The sequence below is a fragment of the Streptomyces sp. NPDC041135 genome, from assembly GCF_055592085.1.
Window position 1 is genome coordinate 792402 of sequence record NZ_JBVIYZ010000002.1, and the last position, 17989, is coordinate 810390.

18 protein-coding genes are annotated in these 17989 nt (G+C 70.8%); 12 read left to right on the forward strand and 6 right to left on the reverse strand.

The genetic code is table 11. The annotated features are described in order from the left end of the window. Window positions 1-80: 80 nt before the first annotated feature. Window positions 81-959 (reverse strand): DUF6424 family protein, encoded by an 879-nt coding sequence (locus tag ACZ6CZ_RS07785; RefSeq protein ID WP_469016248.1) that lies wholly within the window; start codon window positions 957-959, stop codon window positions 81-83. Between the two features lie 415 nt (window positions 960-1374). Here ACZ6CZ_RS07785 and ACZ6CZ_RS07790 point away from each other — a divergent pair, with 415 nt between their 5' ends. Both ACZ6CZ_RS07790 and ACZ6CZ_RS07795 read left to right on the forward strand, forming a co-directional pair. Continuing rightward, window positions 1375-1998, forward strand: coding sequence for a lasso peptide biosynthesis B2 protein (locus ACZ6CZ_RS07790; protein WP_469016251.1), 624 nt, complete (start codon window positions 1375-1377; stop codon window positions 1996-1998). Window position 1999: 1 nt separating this feature from the next. Continuing rightward, window positions 2000-3784: an asparagine synthase-related protein gene (locus ACZ6CZ_RS07795; RefSeq protein WP_469016253.1), complete on the forward strand. Its 1785-nt coding sequence runs from the start codon at window positions 2000-2002 to the stop codon at window positions 3782-3784. Here ACZ6CZ_RS07795 and ACZ6CZ_RS07800 read toward each other — a convergent pair. Then, window positions 3768-5081: a hypothetical protein gene (locus ACZ6CZ_RS07800; protein WP_469016254.1), complete on the reverse strand. Its 1314-nt coding sequence runs from the start codon at window positions 5079-5081 to the stop codon at window positions 3768-3770. The two genes, ACZ6CZ_RS07795 and ACZ6CZ_RS07800, sit on opposite strands and share 17 nt — an antisense overlap. A gap of 390 nt (window positions 5082-5471) precedes the next feature. Continuing rightward, window positions 5472-6188, reverse strand: a complete 717-nt coding sequence (locus tag ACZ6CZ_RS07805) for an AfsR/SARP family transcriptional regulator (protein ID WP_469016256.1) — start codon at window positions 6186-6188, stop codon at window positions 5472-5474. Window positions 6189-6339: 151 nt separating this feature from the next. On the opposite strand from ACZ6CZ_RS07805, the gene ACZ6CZ_RS07810 reads away from it, so the two are divergent. Together ACZ6CZ_RS07810 and ACZ6CZ_RS07815 are read left to right on the forward strand one after the other, a co-directional pair. Then, window positions 6340-6918: a PASTA domain-containing protein gene (locus tag ACZ6CZ_RS07810; protein WP_469016258.1), complete on the forward strand. Its 579-nt coding sequence runs from the start codon at window positions 6340-6342 to the stop codon at window positions 6916-6918. Window positions 6919-7173: 255 nt separating this feature from the next. After that, window positions 7174-7986, forward strand: a complete 813-nt coding sequence (locus tag ACZ6CZ_RS07815; RefSeq protein WP_469016260.1) for a maleylpyruvate isomerase family mycothiol-dependent enzyme — start codon at window positions 7174-7176, stop codon at window positions 7984-7986. An 87-nt stretch (window positions 7987-8073) separates the two neighbouring features. On the opposite strand, the gene hsaA is transcribed toward ACZ6CZ_RS07815, so the two are convergent. Next, on the reverse strand, window positions 8074-9240 hold the full coding sequence (hsaA, locus tag ACZ6CZ_RS07820; RefSeq protein WP_469016262.1) for a 3-hydroxy-9,10-secoandrosta-1,3,5(10)-triene-9,17-dione monooxygenase oxygenase subunit: 1167 nt from the start codon (window positions 9238-9240) through the stop codon (window positions 8074-8076). 456 nt (window positions 9241-9696) lie between these two features. Here hsaA and ACZ6CZ_RS07825 point away from each other — a divergent pair, with 456 nt between their 5' ends. Then, window positions 9697-10173: an SRPBCC family protein gene (locus tag ACZ6CZ_RS07825; RefSeq protein ID WP_469016265.1), complete on the forward strand. Its 477-nt coding sequence runs from the start codon at window positions 9697-9699 to the stop codon at window positions 10171-10173. A 171-nt stretch (window positions 10174-10344) separates the two neighbouring features. Here the strand turns inward: ACZ6CZ_RS07825 and ACZ6CZ_RS07830 are convergent, their stop codons facing one another. Then, a complete protein-coding gene (locus ACZ6CZ_RS07830; RefSeq protein ID WP_469016267.1) occupies window positions 10345-11043 on the reverse strand; it encodes an SDR family NAD(P)-dependent oxidoreductase in 699 nt (232 codons plus the stop codon). A 114-nt stretch (window positions 11044-11157) separates the two neighbouring features. Between ACZ6CZ_RS07830 and ACZ6CZ_RS07835 the strand changes: the two genes are divergently transcribed. Together ACZ6CZ_RS07835 and ACZ6CZ_RS07840 are read left to right on the forward strand one after the other, a co-directional pair. Beyond that, window positions 11158-12024: a helix-turn-helix transcriptional regulator gene (locus ACZ6CZ_RS07835; protein ID WP_469016269.1), complete on the forward strand. Its 867-nt coding sequence runs from the start codon at window positions 11158-11160 to the stop codon at window positions 12022-12024. A gap of 400 nt (window positions 12025-12424) precedes the next feature. Next, complete coding sequence (locus ACZ6CZ_RS07840; protein ID WP_469016272.1) at window positions 12425-12994, forward strand: peptidylprolyl isomerase; 570 nt, start codon at window positions 12425-12427, stop codon at window positions 12992-12994. 368 nt (window positions 12995-13362) lie between these two features. On the opposite strand, the gene ACZ6CZ_RS07845 is transcribed toward ACZ6CZ_RS07840, so the two are convergent. Further along, window positions 13363-14103: an SDR family NAD(P)-dependent oxidoreductase gene (locus ACZ6CZ_RS07845; protein ID WP_469016274.1), complete on the reverse strand. Its 741-nt coding sequence runs from the start codon at window positions 14101-14103 to the stop codon at window positions 13363-13365. Between ACZ6CZ_RS07845 and ACZ6CZ_RS07850 the strand changes: the two genes are divergently transcribed. From ACZ6CZ_RS07850 to ACZ6CZ_RS07870, 5 genes are all read left to right on the forward strand, one after another. Next, a complete protein-coding gene (locus ACZ6CZ_RS07850; protein ID WP_469016277.1) occupies window positions 14102-14362 on the forward strand; it encodes a hypothetical protein in 261 nt (86 codons plus the stop codon). The genes ACZ6CZ_RS07845 and ACZ6CZ_RS07850 overlap by 2 nt on opposite strands. 357 nt (window positions 14363-14719) lie before the next feature. Then, complete coding sequence (locus tag ACZ6CZ_RS07855; RefSeq protein WP_469016279.1) at window positions 14720-15946, forward strand: sensor histidine kinase; 1227 nt, start codon at window positions 14720-14722, stop codon at window positions 15944-15946. Next, window positions 15943-16638, forward strand: a complete 696-nt coding sequence (locus tag ACZ6CZ_RS07860; RefSeq protein WP_469016281.1) for a response regulator transcription factor — start codon at window positions 15943-15945, stop codon at window positions 16636-16638. Before ACZ6CZ_RS07855 ends, ACZ6CZ_RS07860 begins: the two co-directional genes overlap by 4 nt. A gap of 219 nt (window positions 16639-16857) precedes the next feature. Further along, on the forward strand, window positions 16858-17205 hold the full coding sequence (locus tag ACZ6CZ_RS07865) for a zf-HC2 domain-containing protein (RefSeq protein ID WP_469016284.1): 348 nt from the start codon (window positions 16858-16860) through the stop codon (window positions 17203-17205). 181 nt (window positions 17206-17386) lie between these two features. Further along, entirely contained in the window at window positions 17387-17899 is a 513-nt protein-coding gene (locus ACZ6CZ_RS07870) for a hypothetical protein (RefSeq protein WP_469016286.1), read from the forward strand. Window positions 17900-17989 lie beyond the last annotated feature (90 nt).

The window sequence follows — 17989 nt, forward strand, 5'->3', positions numbered from 1 at the left end:
CCGGCGATCGCCCGGGGCGTCGCGCGCTAGCTGGTGCTGCGGCCGGAAAGGTTCACCGGCGAACCTTTCCGGCCACAGCACTAGCCGGAGCTCCGGCCGGTGCGCCGTGCGCGAGGCGACAGCGGGCCGGCCGCGGTGCGCCGGCCGGGGGCGACCTGCTGGGCGAAGGCCTGCAGGGCCACGTCGCTGTTCGCCGGGAGGACGGCCATCAGCCCCCGGTCCTGGGCCTCGGCGACGGCGGGGGCGGCGGCGCTTCCCTCCGGGACGAAGGCCAGGCGGACGTGCCCGTCACCGGAACCGCGGCGGTCCACCGGCGCGACGGCGCCATGGGTGCCGTCGGGCAGGGTCACCCAGAGCTGGAAGTCGTCGTACCGGACGAAGTCCGCGCCCTTCACCGGCCAGGGGTAGTGGTGTTCACCGGGCACACTCGGAAGGATGCCCTGGTGGTTGCCGTGGCTCAGGGGCACGCAGGAGTTGAACAGGGAGTCGGTCCACGCCTCCACGCCGTCGGCGTCCTTGATCGGCGTACGCAGCAGGTCCTCGGCGCGCTCGTAGCCGAGGTCCGCCAGCGCGGGCAACGTGAGCGGGAAGGCGTCGACCAGTTCGGCGGCCTCCTGACGGAGCCGGTCCACCTTCGCGGGGTCGGCGCAGAACTGCATGCTCCACTCGATGCCCACCCGGGCGCGGTACATGAGCCAGTCGCGGGCCCCCTTGACCCACAGGCTTCCGCCATGGTGCATCTCCCAGCGCTCGGAGTTCTCGGCCTCCTGCTGCCCGGCCACGGGTCTCGGCCCGTACGGCAGGTCGGCATCGTCCATGGCGTGCAGGATCTTGTGGGCTGTCGCTTTGGCAGCCCGGAAGTGTGACGATTCGAAGCGCTTCGGGTGCTCGACGAGGCGGATCCTCCACGGATGGGTCTCCGATTCGGTGCCGCCCAGTCGGAATTCGGGGTGACCCATGGCTGACCTCCTCGGCTCGGCCTCCTGCTCGCGGGGCGGAATCCCCCCTGCATCCAGCGTGCGCCGCCGACCGGCCGGCCGCGACCCGGCGGACAGCCGTGATCGTGAGCAAAGCGCTTGCGTGCACACGTTGTTGACGGTGTGTGGTCCGGTGCGGCGGGCGATCGCGGAAGCCCGCCCGATCGGTCTCGGCAGCCCGGTTGCGGGGCATTCCAGGCGGAGTAGCCTGAAGTTGATCCGGCTCCGCCTTATCTGGAGGTGGACGATGTTTCTCCGATTTCTGCGGCGTCGTCAGCCGCACCGGCTGGTCCTTCTCGGCAACGGCCGTCTGATCCGGGGCTTCAGCGGCGGACTCTACGACGGTCACGGGTATCTGTCTTGACCTCGTTCACGGTTGAACGTTGGAGGAAGTGCGGTGACAGAGGACACCGATGCCATGGCGGCCATGGCGAGGCTTCTGTCACCGCACTGCCGTGTCCACGGGATGTCCGACGGAGCGCTGATCGCGGACTGGAAACGGACGCGTTTCTTCGCGATGACGACGGCGGACCTCCGTACGTTCGCTGAAGGAACCCCCGAGGTACGCGCCGAGCTCGTCACCCTCCTCCAGCGTGCAGGCTGCGCCCGGGGCCGCGGCAAGCAGCATGCCCACGCCCGTGTCGGACCCTGGCTGCGCGGAGTGCACCTGCTGATCCGCACCGCGGGCCTCGGGCGGGTCCTGCGGCTGCTGTCCCTGGCCGCCCCGCAGTACGCCCGCGCGGACGTGCCCTCGGCGGAGCAGATCCGACGGCTGAAGCGAGCGGTGGAGGCACACAGCCGCGGCAGCTGGCTGGTGGACGGCGACTGCAAGTCCGAGGCGGTGACGGCCTTCGTGCTGCTGCGCCGGTCAGGTCTGGAGGCCGTACTCCACATCGGTGTGCGCGAGCACCCGTTCGCCCTGCACGCCTGGACGGTCTCGGGCGGTCTGTGCATCCCGGACGCCGATCCGCGAGGACACGCCTTCGACCCGGTGCTCTCGATCGACGGCGGGGGACGGTGACATGGACGCCCTCCGCCTCGAGTGGGCGGGCGGCGCTCCGAGGCTCCGGGTCGACGACGCCATGGCGCGTCAGGGACTCGTGACGACGCTCTCCTCGCCGGCCGGCACGGCTGCCGTCGTCGGCTGGGTGGGCTCGGCCCGCGACCGGACGGCAGGCGCACACGCCCTTGTCGACGCCTACGGCCGGCAGGGAGCGGCCCTGCCGTCACCGGCCGGCGACTACGCGGCCGTACTGGTGTACCGCGACCGCGTTCTCCTGACCCGCGACGAGCAGGCACGCATCCCCCTGTTCTTCAGGGTGTCCGAGGGCCGCGTGAACGCCGTGAGCACGTCCGCCCGGGCCCTGGGCAGTGCCGACGGACTGGACCCCCGCTACTTCTGCCGGTACCTCACCGGGAACATGGCGCAACCGCACACGGACCTCACCCCCTTCACGGGCGTGCACCGCGTCCTCGGCGGTGAGGTGGTGGAGCTGTCCCTCACCGGGCGGCTGCGCGGTCGTACGCCGCGCCGCGCCCGTCCCGCCACCGACGCGCCCGCGTCGACAGCCGACCGGCCCCGCCTCGACGAGGCCGCGCGGGACCTGCGCCAAGCGCTGGAGAAGGCCGTCGGGCGCCGTATGGGCACGAGGACGGCATGCCATGTCTCGGGCGGCACCGACTCCACGGGTGTCGCGCTGCTCGCCGCGCGTCTTCTGGCACCGGGGTCCGGGTCCGGCCGCCCCCAGGAGCTCGTCCTGCTCTCCGGGCGCTTCTCGCAGGGGGAGCTGGCCGCGGAGCGGCCGTACCTGGACCTCGCGCTGGCGGAGATCCGCCGGCACGCCCCAGCGGCCCGCCCGGTGATCGTCGACGCCGACGACGTGGCCGACTTCGACGACTTCCGGTACCACGCGGGAGACGCGGACGAACCTCATGCGCACGCGTTCCGCGCCCCGTTCTGGAGCAGACTGCACGGTGCGGCCGCGGAACTCGGCTGCGACACCCTCCTGACCGGGTGCGGGGCAGATCCGGTCGCCGACGCCAATCCGTTCCACCTGCACCGACTCGCCCGCACGGGCCGGCTCCGGCAGATGACCCGGCAGGCACGCGCCTGGACAGTGGGGAGCGAACGGGGCCTGCGGGACGTCGTCCAGGCCTATGTGGTGCAGCCGACCCTCCCGCTCACGGTCGAACGGATCACCACACTGTCCCGTGGCGCGACGGTGCTGGGCGGACTCGGCACCTTCGCCCGCCCCCGATGGCTGCGGCCCGGTTTCGCCCGGGCTCACGGGTTCCGGGAGGCCCGCATCGCGGAAAGCCGCTTCGTCTACGGGAGCAGACCGGAACGGTCGCTGTACGACGCGGCCAACTACCTCACCGCCCCCGATCCGCTGTCCTGGCACCGGGCCGGCCAGGACGGATTCTTCCTCGCGCACCCCTTCCTCGACCCCGAGGTCATCGCCACGATGAGCCGCCTCCCCGCCGCGGCCACGTTCCGGCCGGGCCGTCCGAAAGCGGTTCTTCGCGAGGCCCTGGCGGACCTGCTGCCGACCGCGATCCGCGGCAGGGCGGTCAAGGTCCCCTTCGACGACCTCTACGCACGTGGCCTGCGCAGACACGCCGAGGAACTCATCGCCCTGTGCCGCTCCGCCCGGCATCCGCTGACCTCGGAGATGTTCGACGTCGAGACGCTGTGCCAGGCCGTGCGGGAGGCGCAGCTCGGCACGGGGGACGCGTACGCCTGGGACCGGATGAACAGCTCGCTCGCGCTGGTGGCCTGGCTGGAGGGGCTCAGCGCTGGCTCTTGATGTCCCACAGGATCCGCTCGACGGGACCGGCGACGAGATCGACGAGACCGTACCGGCTCACCAGCTCCCGTTGGTCCTCCCCTGACAACCTGCTGTCATCCCCGTCCTTGCGCGTGATGCTCGACTGCAGAATCGCACCGTGTGCGCCGAACGTCCAGTAGACGTTGACCAGGCGCGGCCCCGTGGTGTTCTCGTCGATCGCGTTGTTCTCGTGCAGCGGGGCAGTGAAGAGGAGGGAGTCGAAGCCGTTCTTCTGTTGGTCCTTCACCCATTTCGGGACGTCGCCACCACCCCAGGAGGTTTTGACGAATTTGAGCGGTGACTCCAGCGACATCTGGTCCTTGCGCGCAAGGCTCGCGGAGGCATAGAAGGCCACCTGGTCGTACTGGGTGTCCATGGGCAGTTCCACCACCATGCGCGTGGCGAAGGAGTCGCTCGGTTCGATCCAGTGTCCGGCCGCCATCCAGGGTTTCGCCTCGACCAACTCGCCAGGCTGGTGAATCTCCCTGCGGGAGAGCGGGTTCATTTCTCCCGTGAAGCTGGCGAACTGCTCGGCGTCCTTTCGCCACTGCTCGCGAAGGCGGTCCTTGGAGCTCAGCGGCACCCGTTCCCCCATGGCGTGGACTTCCGTGCCGAGCACATAGAACCCCACGTCGGCGTGGTTCTGGAGCGTGATGTCAACGGAGATGGCGAACGCCTTGCGCTCCTTGTTCAGCACAGCCTTGCCCACGGACAACGTGATGAGAGGCCTGGCCTCACGCCGGTACGGCAGATAGAGGTTCTGGTAGCTGAAATTCGCGACGGTGAGGACCGAGGAGACCAGCAGCGCGGCCGCCACCCGCTTCGGGGCGGGGATCGTGACCGACGTCCGCCACACGACGAACAGAGCCCAGGCCGCCCCCGCCGCGAGTGCGCCCAACAGCGCCGGGTAGAGCATCAGATCGCCGTTCTTCAGCGTCCTGAGCATGAGCAGGGCGTCGGTCAGCAGCGCCAGGAACGCACCGATCAGTGCGACGAGGCCGGAGTACTCGAAGGTGTGCCCCACCCAGTGGTCCAGGACCGCGAAGGCAGCCAGGAGCGTGGTGAGGGCGACCGTGATGAGGACGGCACCGGTGAGGCGGCCGGGGAAGGTCAGGGCATGGGCGAAGTTGCCGAGACCGAACCAGCCCAGCAGCCCCGTCGTCCCGAGGAGGACCAGCAGGATCCCTGCCACGCTCAGCCTGGCCCGCCGGGAGTTCAGCGAGGGCCTGACCACTTTCGGCCGCAAGCTGTTGTGCGGCTTGGGGGGAGTCCGCACCGGTCACCTCCTGATGCCCGCGCCGGGACACGCGTGTGCGGCGCGGCCGCGGGGATCCGCTGCCGTGCCGAGGGTTCGTCATCATCGTCCGTGGTGATCCACGGGGGCGCCATCGGACGCCCCCGGACGAGGGACCTTCCGGCGCGCGCGGTTCACCAGCGCTCCGCCGGTCACACGATGATCGCCGAAGACGGACCTCAGTAGCCGTGCGGACGGCGGTGCGCATCAGCCCCAGGGGGCCATGTCGGTCACCACCTTTGTCGATGCCGGCGGCGTCACCGGCGTAGCGCCGGACGCAGACGATCGGCAGTTCGGGGGTCGGTGCCATGCGGTTTCAGGATCGGCATGTCGAGACTACGGACGTGCCGTCAGCCCCGTGTCAATCCGGCGTCACCCCTCAGGGGAGCGCCACCCGTGGCGGGCCAGCATCCGGGCGAATCGGGGGGAGGGCTCCACCCCCAGCTCGTCGCGCAACAACCGCCGGAACGAGCGGTAGTGACGTACCGCTTCGTTGAGATTGCCTTCCGCGAGGTGCGCGGAAACCGCGGCCCGGTGCGCGCTCTCCCGGAGCGGTTCCGTCCGCACGCTCTCCCAGGCCGCCTCCAGGGCCAGCGCCGGCCTGCCCTCGCTCACGAGCGCCTCGGCCAGCGTGTCGAGGGCGTGGAGCCGCAACTGCCGCAGGCGTTCGCGCTCCAGCCGCACCCATTCCTCGTCCCAGCCCGGCAGCAGGTCCTCTCCCGGCAGCAGTCCCTGCGGGAGCCCGGTGGTGGCCGGCGGCCCGCAGCGCTGGACGACATCGAGTGCCGTCTCGACGAAGGCGTGCACGTCGACGTGCAGGGCGTCGGCGATCACGAGCGAGTCCCCGGAGCACCGGAGCAGCGGCTGCGCACCACGCGGAAGCTTCCACAGGGTGGTGCGCAGGCTCCCTCTGGCGTGCTCCTCGGTGACCTCGGGCCACAGCGTCCCGGCGAGGACCGTACGGGACACGTGTCCGCGCAACGCGACGAATGCCAGCAGACGCTGCCCGTTGCGGCACAGCTCGACGGGCTCGGCTTGGTTTTCCAACCGGAAGTGGCCGAGCAGTCGCAGTTCGGCAAGGGAAGACACCGTGAGCCTCTCGACATCAGTCTCGGCCGGTGCGGCCGGGCGGTGCAACTCCGCGGTTTGTGGATCCATCGACCGGCGAGCAGACTCGACAACGGGGGCAGTCCACGGAGGCACGGTCTGGCCTCCGGATCGCTGGTGGGAGGACGGAACCATGGGCGCTCTGCGGTTGCAGGCGAACGATCCGGCGACCATCTCGTGGGGGCACGTCCAGGTCCTGCTGTGCATCCTGCTGTCCGCCGTCGTGGCCATCGGGATCCTCCTGGTCCTCGCCCGGCGCGCGGTGCCCAGCCGCACGGCGTCCGCGAGCAGCATCGTCCGCAGTTGGGTGGCCATGGCACTCGTCCTCGGCCTGATGGTGTTCTGCGCGGTGGCCTTCGCGGTACGGGACACCAACCTGCGCAGCACACTGATCGGAGCGCTCGCCGCGGCTGTCGGGTCGGCGGTGGCCTTCTACTTCTCCGGCAAGGGCGCCGAGGATGCCCGCAAGGATGTGCTCAGCGCAGCGTTCGGCGGTGAGGAAGTGGTGCCCGACCTGGTCGAGTGCACCAAGGACCAGGCCGCCGTGAAGCTGGGCCGGACCACGCTGAAGCTCGAGCTGGCACCGGACTCGGGACCGTCCGCGCCACCGGCCGCCATCGCCCGCCAGGACCCCGCCCAAGGAGCGACCGTTCCCAGAGGTACGTCGGTGAAGGTCACGTTCCCCCGGCCTCCGACGGTGCCCAGCGGTTGAAGCGTCACTGGTTGACGACACAACTGCCGCTGCCGGCGCCGGGCGCCTTCGACCCGCCCGCGCACCTGGACCCTCGCGGACCACACCGTCCTCCGACTGAACAATCCGGACGGGTGGCACGTGTGAGGGCCAGGCGGGGCTCCCCTTCACAGGGCCTGACGAGCTGCCAGTGCCCTCATCCCTACTGTCTCCCAGGTCGTTCGGTGTGCCGGGACAGATGGACAGATACGAAGGCTTGGTCCACCCTTCACCTCTATGACCGCCCCTCACCGTGAGGCTGCCACGCGATCGCGGCTGCCTGCAGCCATTTGTGCCGTAGCCGAGGAGATAGCCGGGTTGCTCCGGTCGTGTAGAGATGCCACGGTCCCCATTCCTGGTGCCGAGTGGACAGTTGGAGAGGCCGCGGCGCACCTGGTCCTGGCCAACGAGTTGATGGCTGCCGTTGCCGCAGGGCGTGAGCGGGTGTACGGCGACGGCACACCAGGGTCACTTGCGGCGGCCAACGCCGCTTCGCTGGTTTCCTTCCCCGAACGCGACACCTCCGTCCTGGCGGGCGGCATCGTCCGGCATGCGCGGGCATTCACCGAGGCGGCCGGCCTGCGGTCGGCGGACACACCGACGGTGACACCTCTGGGGCCCATGGACTTGGGAACCCTCGGCTCCTACCTGCTGACCCACATGCTTGGGCACGGCTATGACATCGCGGTGGCACTGGGCCAACGACACATGATCGACCGTGACAGGGTCGATCTGGCGATGCCGTTTCTGGTCACTGCGATGCCCCGCGTCGTCGATGCACGAGCGGCTGACGGGCACAGTGCCTGTTACGAGCTGAGGGTGCGCGGCCTCTCTCGGCTCACAGTGACGTTCACCAACGGCGCGGTGGCCGTGCACGCCGAGCCCCCGCGCCGTCCCGACTGCACGATCATGATCGAGCCGATCACGTTCTTCCTGCTCGCACTGGGCAGGCGCGGTGCCACCGGTGCCATCGCCCGCGGCAAGGTCCTCGCCTGGGGGCGCAAGCCTTGGCTCGCGCCAGGATTCCCCGCACTGTTCACCGCACCATGACGGACGCTTGCCCGGTCCCGCCCGGGCAGCACATCCCGCAGGCAGGGCCGGCACCCTTCGTGGCGGGGGATGCGGCAGGTGTCCGGGTCACAGCATGAGATCGTCCGCGGGCAGGCCCAGGGCTTCGCGGCCGAAGACGGCCAGTGAGCGGTCCGGGTCGTTGGCGATGTGTCCGCGTCCTGTGTGGAGGTCGCGCCAGGCCCGCTGCACGACGTCGTCGCCGGCGCGCATCGCACTGCCACCGGCGTGGTTCATGAGCAAGTCGACCGCCTTGACGACGCGTTCCGTTGCGCGCACCTGGTCACGGCGCAGCCGCGTGCGCAGCGCCATGGGCGGCGTCCCGGCACGCAGCGCGTACGCGTACAGGTCCGCCATGTTGCGCTGCAACTGCAGCCAGGCGGCGTCGATCTCACTGGCAGCGCGTCCCAGCCGGACGTGCAGAAAGCCGTCCTGCGCCGTGCCCCGCCTCCCGGAGAGGCCGACGCGCTCCCGGCAGCGGGTGAGGTGGCTGTCGTACGCCGCTTCTGCCATGCCCACCATGGGGACGGAGACAGAGGTGGTGAGCACCGACCCCATCGGCAGCCGGTAAAGCGGCTCACGGTGCGCGACATGTCCCGGCCGCTGCAAGGACGCCATCGCCTGCACGGCAAGACACCGGTGGGAGGGGACGAAAGCGTTCGTGACGACGATGTCGTGACTGCCCGTGCCCCGCAGGCCGACCGCGTCCCAGACCGCGTCGATCCGGTAGTCGGCGCGAGGCACCAGCAGGTAGTACGGCGTCAGCGGACCGCCGTCCTCACCGGCCATGGCACCGAGCAATGCCCAGTCGGCGTGGTCGCAGCCGGACGCGAAGCCCCAGCGGCCGCTGACCTTGAATCCCCCGTCGGCGGGCACAGCCCTGCCGGCGGGGGCCTGGGCCGAGCAGACGAGCGCGCTGTCGTTGCTGCCCCAGACGTCTTCCTGCGCAGCCGGGTCGTACTGGGCGACCATCCAGGCGTTCACCCCGAACACACCGCAGCACCAGCCCGTCGAGCCGCAGGCAGCACCGAGCAGGCGCAGGACCTCGTAGAACACAGCCGGGTCAGCGGCAAGGCCGCCGTAGGACACTGGCTGGGTGAGACGGAAGGCGCCGGCATCCGCGAGCTGCTTCACCGTGGCGTCAGGAAGCCTGCGCAGGCTCTCGGTCTCAGCCGCTCGTTCGCGCACGGCCGGCGCCAGATCCCGCACGGCACCGAGCACATCGAATGTGATCACGTCAGCACCTCATCTCCGCGATGGGGCCGGCGAGCGACATCATGGGCTCTGCCGCGCGCCGGGCAACGCCCTCATCCATCCCGTACGGCACCGCACGGCAAACACCGCTCCGGGGCGTCGCAGCCCGCGCCGCCCCGACGCCGCACCTCGCCGGTCATCAGCACGCGGCGGCGACCATCCGGCGGGGTGGGGGGCACACGCGAGTCTGTTCGGACCGCGGGCGGTCGGCGTCCAGTCACGGCGACCCGACCGGTGCCAGGGCCGCAGCTCCACCCGCGCCCCGTCCAGACACCGCTGCGACCGGACACTGTGGGCCCGGCCCAGCCCCCCCTCCTGCGGGCGCGGGCTGCGCTCCGTACAGCGGCGCATGCGCCGAGGCGGCTCATGCGCCGAGGATGAACCGTCCGGGCCGGATCCGGCAGCAAGAAACCTGATAAAAGGAATGGGAGCGGCCATATGTCCCTGATCCAACCGGCAGCCGACCGGGAACTGCGCGCCGAAGTCTGGATCGCCGCAGCACCGGACACGGTGTGGCGGGTGCTCACGGACGTCCGCGCGTGGCCTCGGCGCAGCCCTGAACTCCAGGCGATGCTGCCGCTGAAGCCGGGCGGGCTGAGGGCCGGCCAGTGGTACATCGGTATCAACCGCCGTAAGGCCGTGCTCTGGCCGACGCGCAATGTCGTCGTGGAGGTGGAGCCGGGCAGCTGCCTCTCCTGGGAGACAACGACCAGCGGAGCCCGGTGGATCTTCGAACTGGAATCCGCCTCCGACGGCACCCGGCTCGTCCACCGCCGCCCTGTCGTCGCGAAGCTGACCCTGCTCAGCCGGGTCTTCGCCCGTTTCGCCCTGGGCGGCGAGCTCTCGCACGCCGAAGAACTCGAGCACGGGATGTCCCGGACGTTGGCGGAGATCAAGCGCGCGGCCGAAGTCTGACACCGAGGAGGACGGCCGGGCTGGGTGGTCCCGCACTGCGTTCCCACGCCGCGCGGGGCCGCCACCGTCACGGGCGTCTGCTCTGTGCGGACTGCGCTCTGGGGCAGCCCGGACGCCGGGAGACCTCGTGACGTCCTCGTCGCCCGGACGGCTGGTCCGGCACAGCCGGTGTCAGGACCAGGCGATCTCACCGTGGCGGGAGACGAATCGGCCGGTGCCTGCGCCGGGCTTCTCGGTGGCGAGCTGGACGATCGCGTCCGTGCCCTCGGTGACGGTCTGGGGGCCGCTGTGCCCGTTGAGGTCGGTCGCGGTGTAGCCGGGGTCGGCGGCGTTGACGCGGATGCCTTCGAGCCCCTTGGCGTACTGCGTGGTCAACATCGTCAGTGCCGCCTTGGAGGAGGTGTACAGCGGCGCGACGACGTGCGATTCGGGTCGGTCCGGGTCGTGGGTGAGGGCGAGGGAACCCATGCCGCTGCTCACGTTGACGATCACGGGGTCGTCCGAGCGGCGCAGGAGCGGCAGGAACGCGGTGGTGGTGCGGACGACGCCGATGACGTTGACATCGAGGACGGCGCGCGCGTCATCGGCGGTGAGGCCGCTGGGATCGCCGGCGGGCCCAGCCACACCGGCGTTGTTGATCAGGACGTCGATCCTGCCTTCGTGTGCGGCGACGTCCGCGGCGGCGGCGGCCACGGAGGCGTCGTCGGTCACGTCGATGGGGACGTAGCGTGCGCCGAGCGCGGCAGCGGCCTCCTCGCCCTGTTCCCGGTTGCGGGCTCCGACGAGCACGGTGTGGCCGTGCTCGATCAGGCGGCGGGCGGTCTCGCGACCGAGCCCCTTGTTGGCTCCGGTGATGAAGGTGATCGTCATGCGGTCGATTCTGATCCCGATGAGGGATGCGGGCCAGGGACACTTCGACGGTAGGAAGAGCAGTACCACCCTCGCGTCCCCGTGCACGACCGGGGATGCAGGAGGATGGACGTCATGTCGGGGACATCCGGGACGGAACTGGGCGCGATGATCCGCACATGGCGGGACCGGCTGCCGCCGTCGGCCGCCGGGTTGCCGGTGGCCCGCGGGCGCCGGGCGGCCGGCCTGCGGCGCGAAGAACTGGCTGACCTGGCCGGCGTATCGGTCGACTACGTCGTGCGCCTGGAGCAGGGGCGGGCCACGACACCCTCGGCGTCGGTGGTGGCATCCCTGGCACGCGCCCTGCAGCTGTCCGCCGCCGAACGGGACCACCTGTACCTGCTGGCGCAGCTCGTGCCACCGGCGAGCGGCGTGATCTCCGACCATCTTCCGCCGGGCATGCAGCGGGTCCTCGCCCGCCTCGGGGACGTGGTGGTCGCCGTGTTCGCCGCGGACTGGCAACTGGTGTGGTGCAACCACGGGTGGGCCGCCCTGCTGGGCGACCCCAACGCCTCGCCACCGCGGCTGCGGAACTTCGCCCGCGACAGGTTCCCGGTGGACGCCGGCCCCGCCCGGCTCGCGCTGTGGCCGGTGACCGAGGCGGACCGCGACGCCACCGACGCCGCCGTCGTGTCCGACCTGCGCCGCGCCACCGGCCGCTTTCCCAGGGACGGCCGCCTGGCCACGCTGATCCGCGATCTGAAGGCGGGCAACACGAGGTTCGCCGAGCTGTGGGCCACCGGAGAGGTGGCCGCGCACCGCGAGGACCACAAGACGATCCACCACCCGTCGGTGGGCCCCGTCACGGTGGACTGCGACGTCCTGACCGACGGCGACTCCGAGCTCAAGATCGTCATCATGACGGCCGTACCGGGCAGCGAGGACGAGACGAAACTCCGGCTCACCGCCATCGCCGGCCCACCGGCCACCACGCACCACTGATCCGCCCTGCCCGCGCGACTACCGCGCCGCCTCGGAAGCGCTGACAGAGGCGTTGGACGTGGCGGTGGGTGATCGGGCGGACGGCGGGCCCGGGGAAGGCCTCGTACAGCAGAACGAAGTGGCCCGCGGCCGGGGGGCCGAAGGATGGCAGGTGGATTTGGCTTGCGGGCGGGTTCTCGCCCGCCGGGCCGCGCTCTAGGCTGCGACCGCTCGAAAGCCGGCGATCTTCTGGAGGGTGTGCAGGATGAACCGAGGTCTCATGACCGCATGGGCGACAGCAGCGTTGGTCGTGTCCGGGGGCAGCACCACCGCTTCCGCTGACGACGCCCCGCCGCGAACCACGCACGGTCCCTGTCAGTACACCCAGACCCCGGACGAGCCGGCGGCGCGGCGGGTTTCCTTGCCGCCCGACCCGCGGCACACCCCCAGTCACGGCACGGTCGGTACGGCTGTCCGGACCAGCCAGGGCCCGCTCCCGCTGAGTCTGGACCGGGCGAAGGCGCCGTGCACGGTCCAGAGCTTCGTGCACCTGGCGCGGCACCGGTTCTACGACCGTACGGTGTGCCATCGGCTGACGGCGTATCCGACGCTGAAGGTCCTCCAGTGCGGCGACCCGACGGGCACGGGCGAGGGTGGGCCGGGGTACGAGTACAAGGACGAGCTGCCGGTGGACCTGCCGCCGGCACCGAGCGATCCGACCGGCGTCCGCCGCCTTTACGGGCGCGGTCTGCTGGCGATGGCCAACGCCGGGCCGAACACGAACGGTTCGCAGTTCTTCGTCGTCTACGGCGACTCGGCGCTGCGACCCAACTACACCGTGTTCGGCACCGTCGGTGCCGCCGGACTGAAGACCCTCGACAAGATCGCCGCTGGTGGTATCGAGCCAACGCCGGAGGACCCGGCGCCCGTCGACGGCACCCCCGTGCTGCGGACCGAGCTGCTCAGCGTCCGGCCGTCCTGCCGGCCCTGATGAACCGTGGTGCGGTCACCGTGGGTCCAGCGTGTCTGGCCCCACGGTGATACGCCCCGGCCACGCCGTCCCCCGACGATGTTCCTTCTGATACGACCGCGCGCCCGGCTGGAGGAAGAAGAAGCGGTCGTGGCGGGCCCGGCGTACCGGCGAGGTCGTCCCGCACGAGCGTCCTTATTCGCGATGCGTGCGCGGCGATGTCCAGTCGTTCCGGATGTGCGGCAGTCGCGGAAAGCCGGTCTCGTCGACGGCGAGGAGGCCGCGATCGGTGCCGAGGTGTTCTGCGGCGTGAGCAGACAGGTCGTCGCGGACCGCAATCGGCTCGACAACAGCCCGAGCGGCAGGCGCGAGCCGAGAGCGTTCGCGGGTCAGGCGGTGAAGCCGCCGTCGACATGGAACGCGGCCCCGGTGATGTAGGCGCCGTCCGCACTTGCCAGGTGGGCGACGGTGGCCGCGATCTCCGTCGCTTCCGCGTAGCGGCCCACAGCGGTGAAGCCGGCGATCACCTCGGCGTTCGGCCCGTCAGCGGGGTTGGTTTCCGTGTCGGTGGGGCCGGGATGCACCAGATTGACGGTGATGCCACGCGGACCGAGTTCTCGAGCCAGGCCTTTCGTCATCCCGGCCAGTGCCGTCTTGCTCATCGAGTAGAGCGCCAGTCCGGGGAAGACCGCACGCTCGGCGACATTGCTGCCGATACTGATGATGCGGCCGCCCCGGCCCATATGACGCACGGCCGCCTGGGACGCCGCGTACGGCGCCCGCACGTTCACCGCCAGGGTGCGATCGATCTCTGCCGATCCCAGATCTTCGAGTGGGCCGACGAGGAAGACGCCGGCGTTGTTGATCAGGACGTCGAGTCTGCCGAACGTCGCGGCGGCCTCGTCCACCGCGGCGGTGAGTGCCTCAGGGACGGCGCTGTCGGCCTGGATGGCCAGTGCCCGGCGCCCTCCGTCCTTGATCTGCTCCACCACCTGGCCGGCGCGTTCCGCGCTCTTCTCATAGGTCAGGACGACGTCGGCACCTTCTTCGGCCATCCGGAGCGCCACAGCGGCACCGATGCCCCGGCTGCCGCCCGTGATCAAGGCCGTTCTTCCTTCAAGTCGGTTCATGACGCTGAGCATCGCTAACACCGGCGCGGCAATCCGGCGGGAAGCCGACCTGGCGTTCGCTCACCAGCAGGGCGGCAGCGGAGTCACCGTTCGTGGCCCTGCCCGCAGTCATCTGACGTCCTTGCTCTTTTCGAGTGACATCCGCGCACTCCGGCAATCCGGATGTCCGGGCAACGCGGATCACCTGTGTCCGCCGCGTCAGGCGGCGGGGCGGCAGGTTCGGTCTGCCGGAACCCATCAGGAAAAGAGCAAAGCATGAAGTCTCGCGCGTTCAGAAGCGTCGGTCTTTTCGCTGCGGCAGGCGCGGTGGTGCTGGGCGGGGCGGTGTCGGCGGTGGCCGACAGCGGGGCGCAGGGCACGGCCGTCGGTTCCCCGGGTGTCCTCAACTCCACTCGATGGGGGCCCGGGCCAATCCGCGCCCTCTCAGGGTCCGTCGTGGACAACGCCCGCTGGACCGGCGTCCGGCTGGCGGATCCGCTCGCCGACTGCGGCGTCGTACCACGTGGCTCGCCTCCAACCTGTGCGGGCTGTCGTGTCCGGGGACCTGTCCGCCTCGTCAGTCGTGACCCGCGATGACGGACCAGCGGCGTTCGGGCGGCGACCCTACGGTGGTGACATGGCAGTGATCAACGGTTGGCGGCGGGGAGCGGGCGCCCCGGTCGGCAGGCTGGATGTGCTGGGGCCGGTTGTGCTGTTCGTGCTGTCGGTCATGGCCGCCTCGGTGATCCCGCACGAGCACCGGGTTTCGTTCCGGTGGCCTGCGGTGATGGTGGCGGCGGTCGGCTGTTTCGCGTTGCTGTGGCGTCATCGCCACCTGTTCGGCGTACTGGTCACCGCGGTCGCCTGCGGGGTGCTCTTCCAGGTACTCGGGGTTCGGGAGAGTCCCCTGGTGACGAGCCCGGTCATCGTGTCCGTCTACACCGTGGCCGCCCGGACCGACCGGCGGACCGCCTGCATGGTGGCGTCGGCCTCGGCCGCCCTGCTGATCGGGGCAGCCATGGCGTTCGGCCCCGGCTCATGGCTCGCCCCGGACAACGCGGCGATGCTGGCCTGGACGGCCCTGCCCGCCGCCGTGGGGGACGGGGTGCGCTCACGTCGCGCGTACGTGGTGGCCGTGGAGGAACGCGCGGAGCACGCGGAGCTGACCCGTGAGCAGGAGGCACGGCAGCGGGTGGCGGCCGAGCGGGTCCGGATCGCACGGGAGTTGCACGACGTGGTGGCGCACCACATTGCGTTGATCAACGCGCAGGCCGGTGTCGCCGTTCATCTGGGGGAGCGGCGGCCGGGGCAGTTGGTCACCGCTCTGGAGGGCATCCGGGACGCCAGCCAGTCCGCTCTGGAGGAGCTCCGGGTGACCGTCGGCCTCTTGCGGCAGTCCGACGATCCGGAAGCGCCGAGGGATCCGATGCCGGGCCTGGCGCAGGTACCGGAGCTTCTGGCGTCCTTCGAGCGGGCCGGTCTGTCCGTCAGGCACACCCGGCACGGCACGGCCGAGCCGCTGGCGCCGGCGGTGGACCTGGCGGCGTACCGCATCCTGCAGGAGGCCCTGACGAATGTACGCAAGCACGCCGGGGCCGACCACGCCCGCCTCTGCCTGCACTACCGGCCCCAGTGGCTGACGATCACGGTCGAGGACGACGGGCGCGCCGGACCGCACGAGGCACACCCCGGGACCGGCCATGGACTGATCGGGATGCGTGAGCGTGCGGCCAGCATCGGGGGAAAGCTGGAGGCCGGGGTGCGCCCCGGCGGGGGATTCACCGTGACCGCCGAGCTGCCACTGCGGCCGGGGGCGGCAATCGTGGCTCCGTTGGGGCGGAACACCGAGGAGAGATGGGCATGACGATCCGCGTACTGCTCGCCGATGACCAGGCCCTGCTGCGGGGCACCTTCAGGATGCTGTTCGATTCCGCCGAGGACATGGAGACCGTGGGCGAGGCGTCCAACGGCCGCGAGGCGGTCGAGTCGGCGCGGACGCGGCAACCGGATGTGATCCTGATGGACATCCGCATGCCTGAGGTGGACGGCCTGGTCGCCACGCGGCTGATCGGCGAGGCGGAGGACCTTGCGGCGGTGAAGGTTCTGATCCTGACCACCTTCGAGGACGACGAGTACGTCGCGGAGGCACTGCGGGCAGGTGCGAGCGGCTTCCTCGGCAAGGGCGCCAGGCCGGAGGAACTGCTCGACGCCGTCCGCACGGTCGCCGCAGGTGATGCCCTGCTCTCCCCTTCGGCGACCCGCGGGCTGATCAGGCGGTTCCTGGCACAGCCGGAACCGTTCACGGCAGCCGTGCACGAGCGGCTGGGATGCCTGACGCCACGGGAACGCGATGTCCTGGGGCTCGTCGCGCTGGGACTGTCGAACGAGGAGATCGCCGAGCGCCTGTTCATCAGCCCGCTGACGGCCAAGACCCACGTCAACCGGACCATGACCAAATTGGCCGCCCGCGACCGGGCCCAGCTCGTGGTCATCGCCTACCAGTGCGGCCTGGTCAGCCCGGCGACGAACACCACTCAGGCCTCGGTGACCGGGTGAAGGCCCGCGTGGCCGCGCAACCGGGTCCGGCGTCGTTGTAGGCAGGCCTGCCGGGTACCACGGTCGTGGTACCCGGGAATCGCTGCAGGGGGACGACGCGCGAGGGGCCGCTCCCGGGCGATGGTGAGGTCATGCAGCGGAGCTGTCGTAGCGGTGCACCCGCCGTACGCCGGCGCCGTTGACGGAACGATCCTCACCCCTGCACGAAAGGGACCCGCCATGCTCACTCCCTCCCAGAACTGCCGCGGTATCGGCGAACTGCTCCAAGGACACGCGCCCGCTGTCCTGGACCCCGACGGGGCGAGCACGGTCCGAGCCCACCTGGCGGCCTGTCCTCACAGCCGGGAAGAGCATCACTGCCTCGCGGCCGTGCCCGCACACCTGTCCCTGCTCCACGAGGCCCTGGCGTACGACCCGGACCAGGGGCATTCGTCCTGCCTGCCCGGTCCGGCCGGGCGCCGCCATGCCTCACGGCACCCACGCCACCGGCACACCCCGGCCCGAGGAACTCAGGCCACCTCGCTCACGCTGACCCAATGGGTGAGCCGGCTCGCCTGCGTCAGGTGAGCGACGAGGAAGCGCCCTGATCCGCCCGGGCGGATCAGGGCGAGGTGCGAGGGGGACTTGGCCGGCGGGCCCGGCCCTGTGAAGACGTGCGGGGTGTCGCCACCGGCCGCCGGGGTCGGGTGCGACGTCGATGCCGAGCGCTGGAACGGGTATCCGTCGGCTGTCCGGGCACCTGAGCGTCATGCACGGACAACATGCGCGTCCCCACGGCAGCAGTCTCATCGGCCAGGCCTCCACGGCCGAGACATCACCGCCCGGTCACAACAGCGCCAAGCACGCGGGCCGGGGCCGCCGCGCCGGCCGCCTGCGCCGCCGTGTCCTCGCCTACCGGGCAATCGATTTCCTGTCCACGCACATCCCGGACCACCCCGGCCCGGGCGACGAATGCCTGCTCCTCGTGCACACCCGCCAGGTCGTCGGCCAGGTCCGGTACCGGATCTGCACTGACTGCGCCCAGGGTGTCATCACCACCGTCGTCATCGACGAGCGCTTCCACAACACCGGCCTGGGCACCCGGGCGCTGTCACACCTGCGGTCCCGCCACCCGGGACTGACCTGGCGCAGCACGCTGCGCAAGCGCATCACCCGTGATCTCCTGCGCCGGATGCGCATTCCCACCACTTCCGGCATGCCGTGCCCCCACACTCACCAGACACGCTCTGCCCCCGCCGGCCCGATACTCGCCGGCGACTGACCCCAGCGCTCAGCGCCTGGGTATGCAGCGGTACGTGATCGCGGCGGAACCGGCATGGGTGAGAGGTGGCAGGGCATCCGAGGCGAAGGG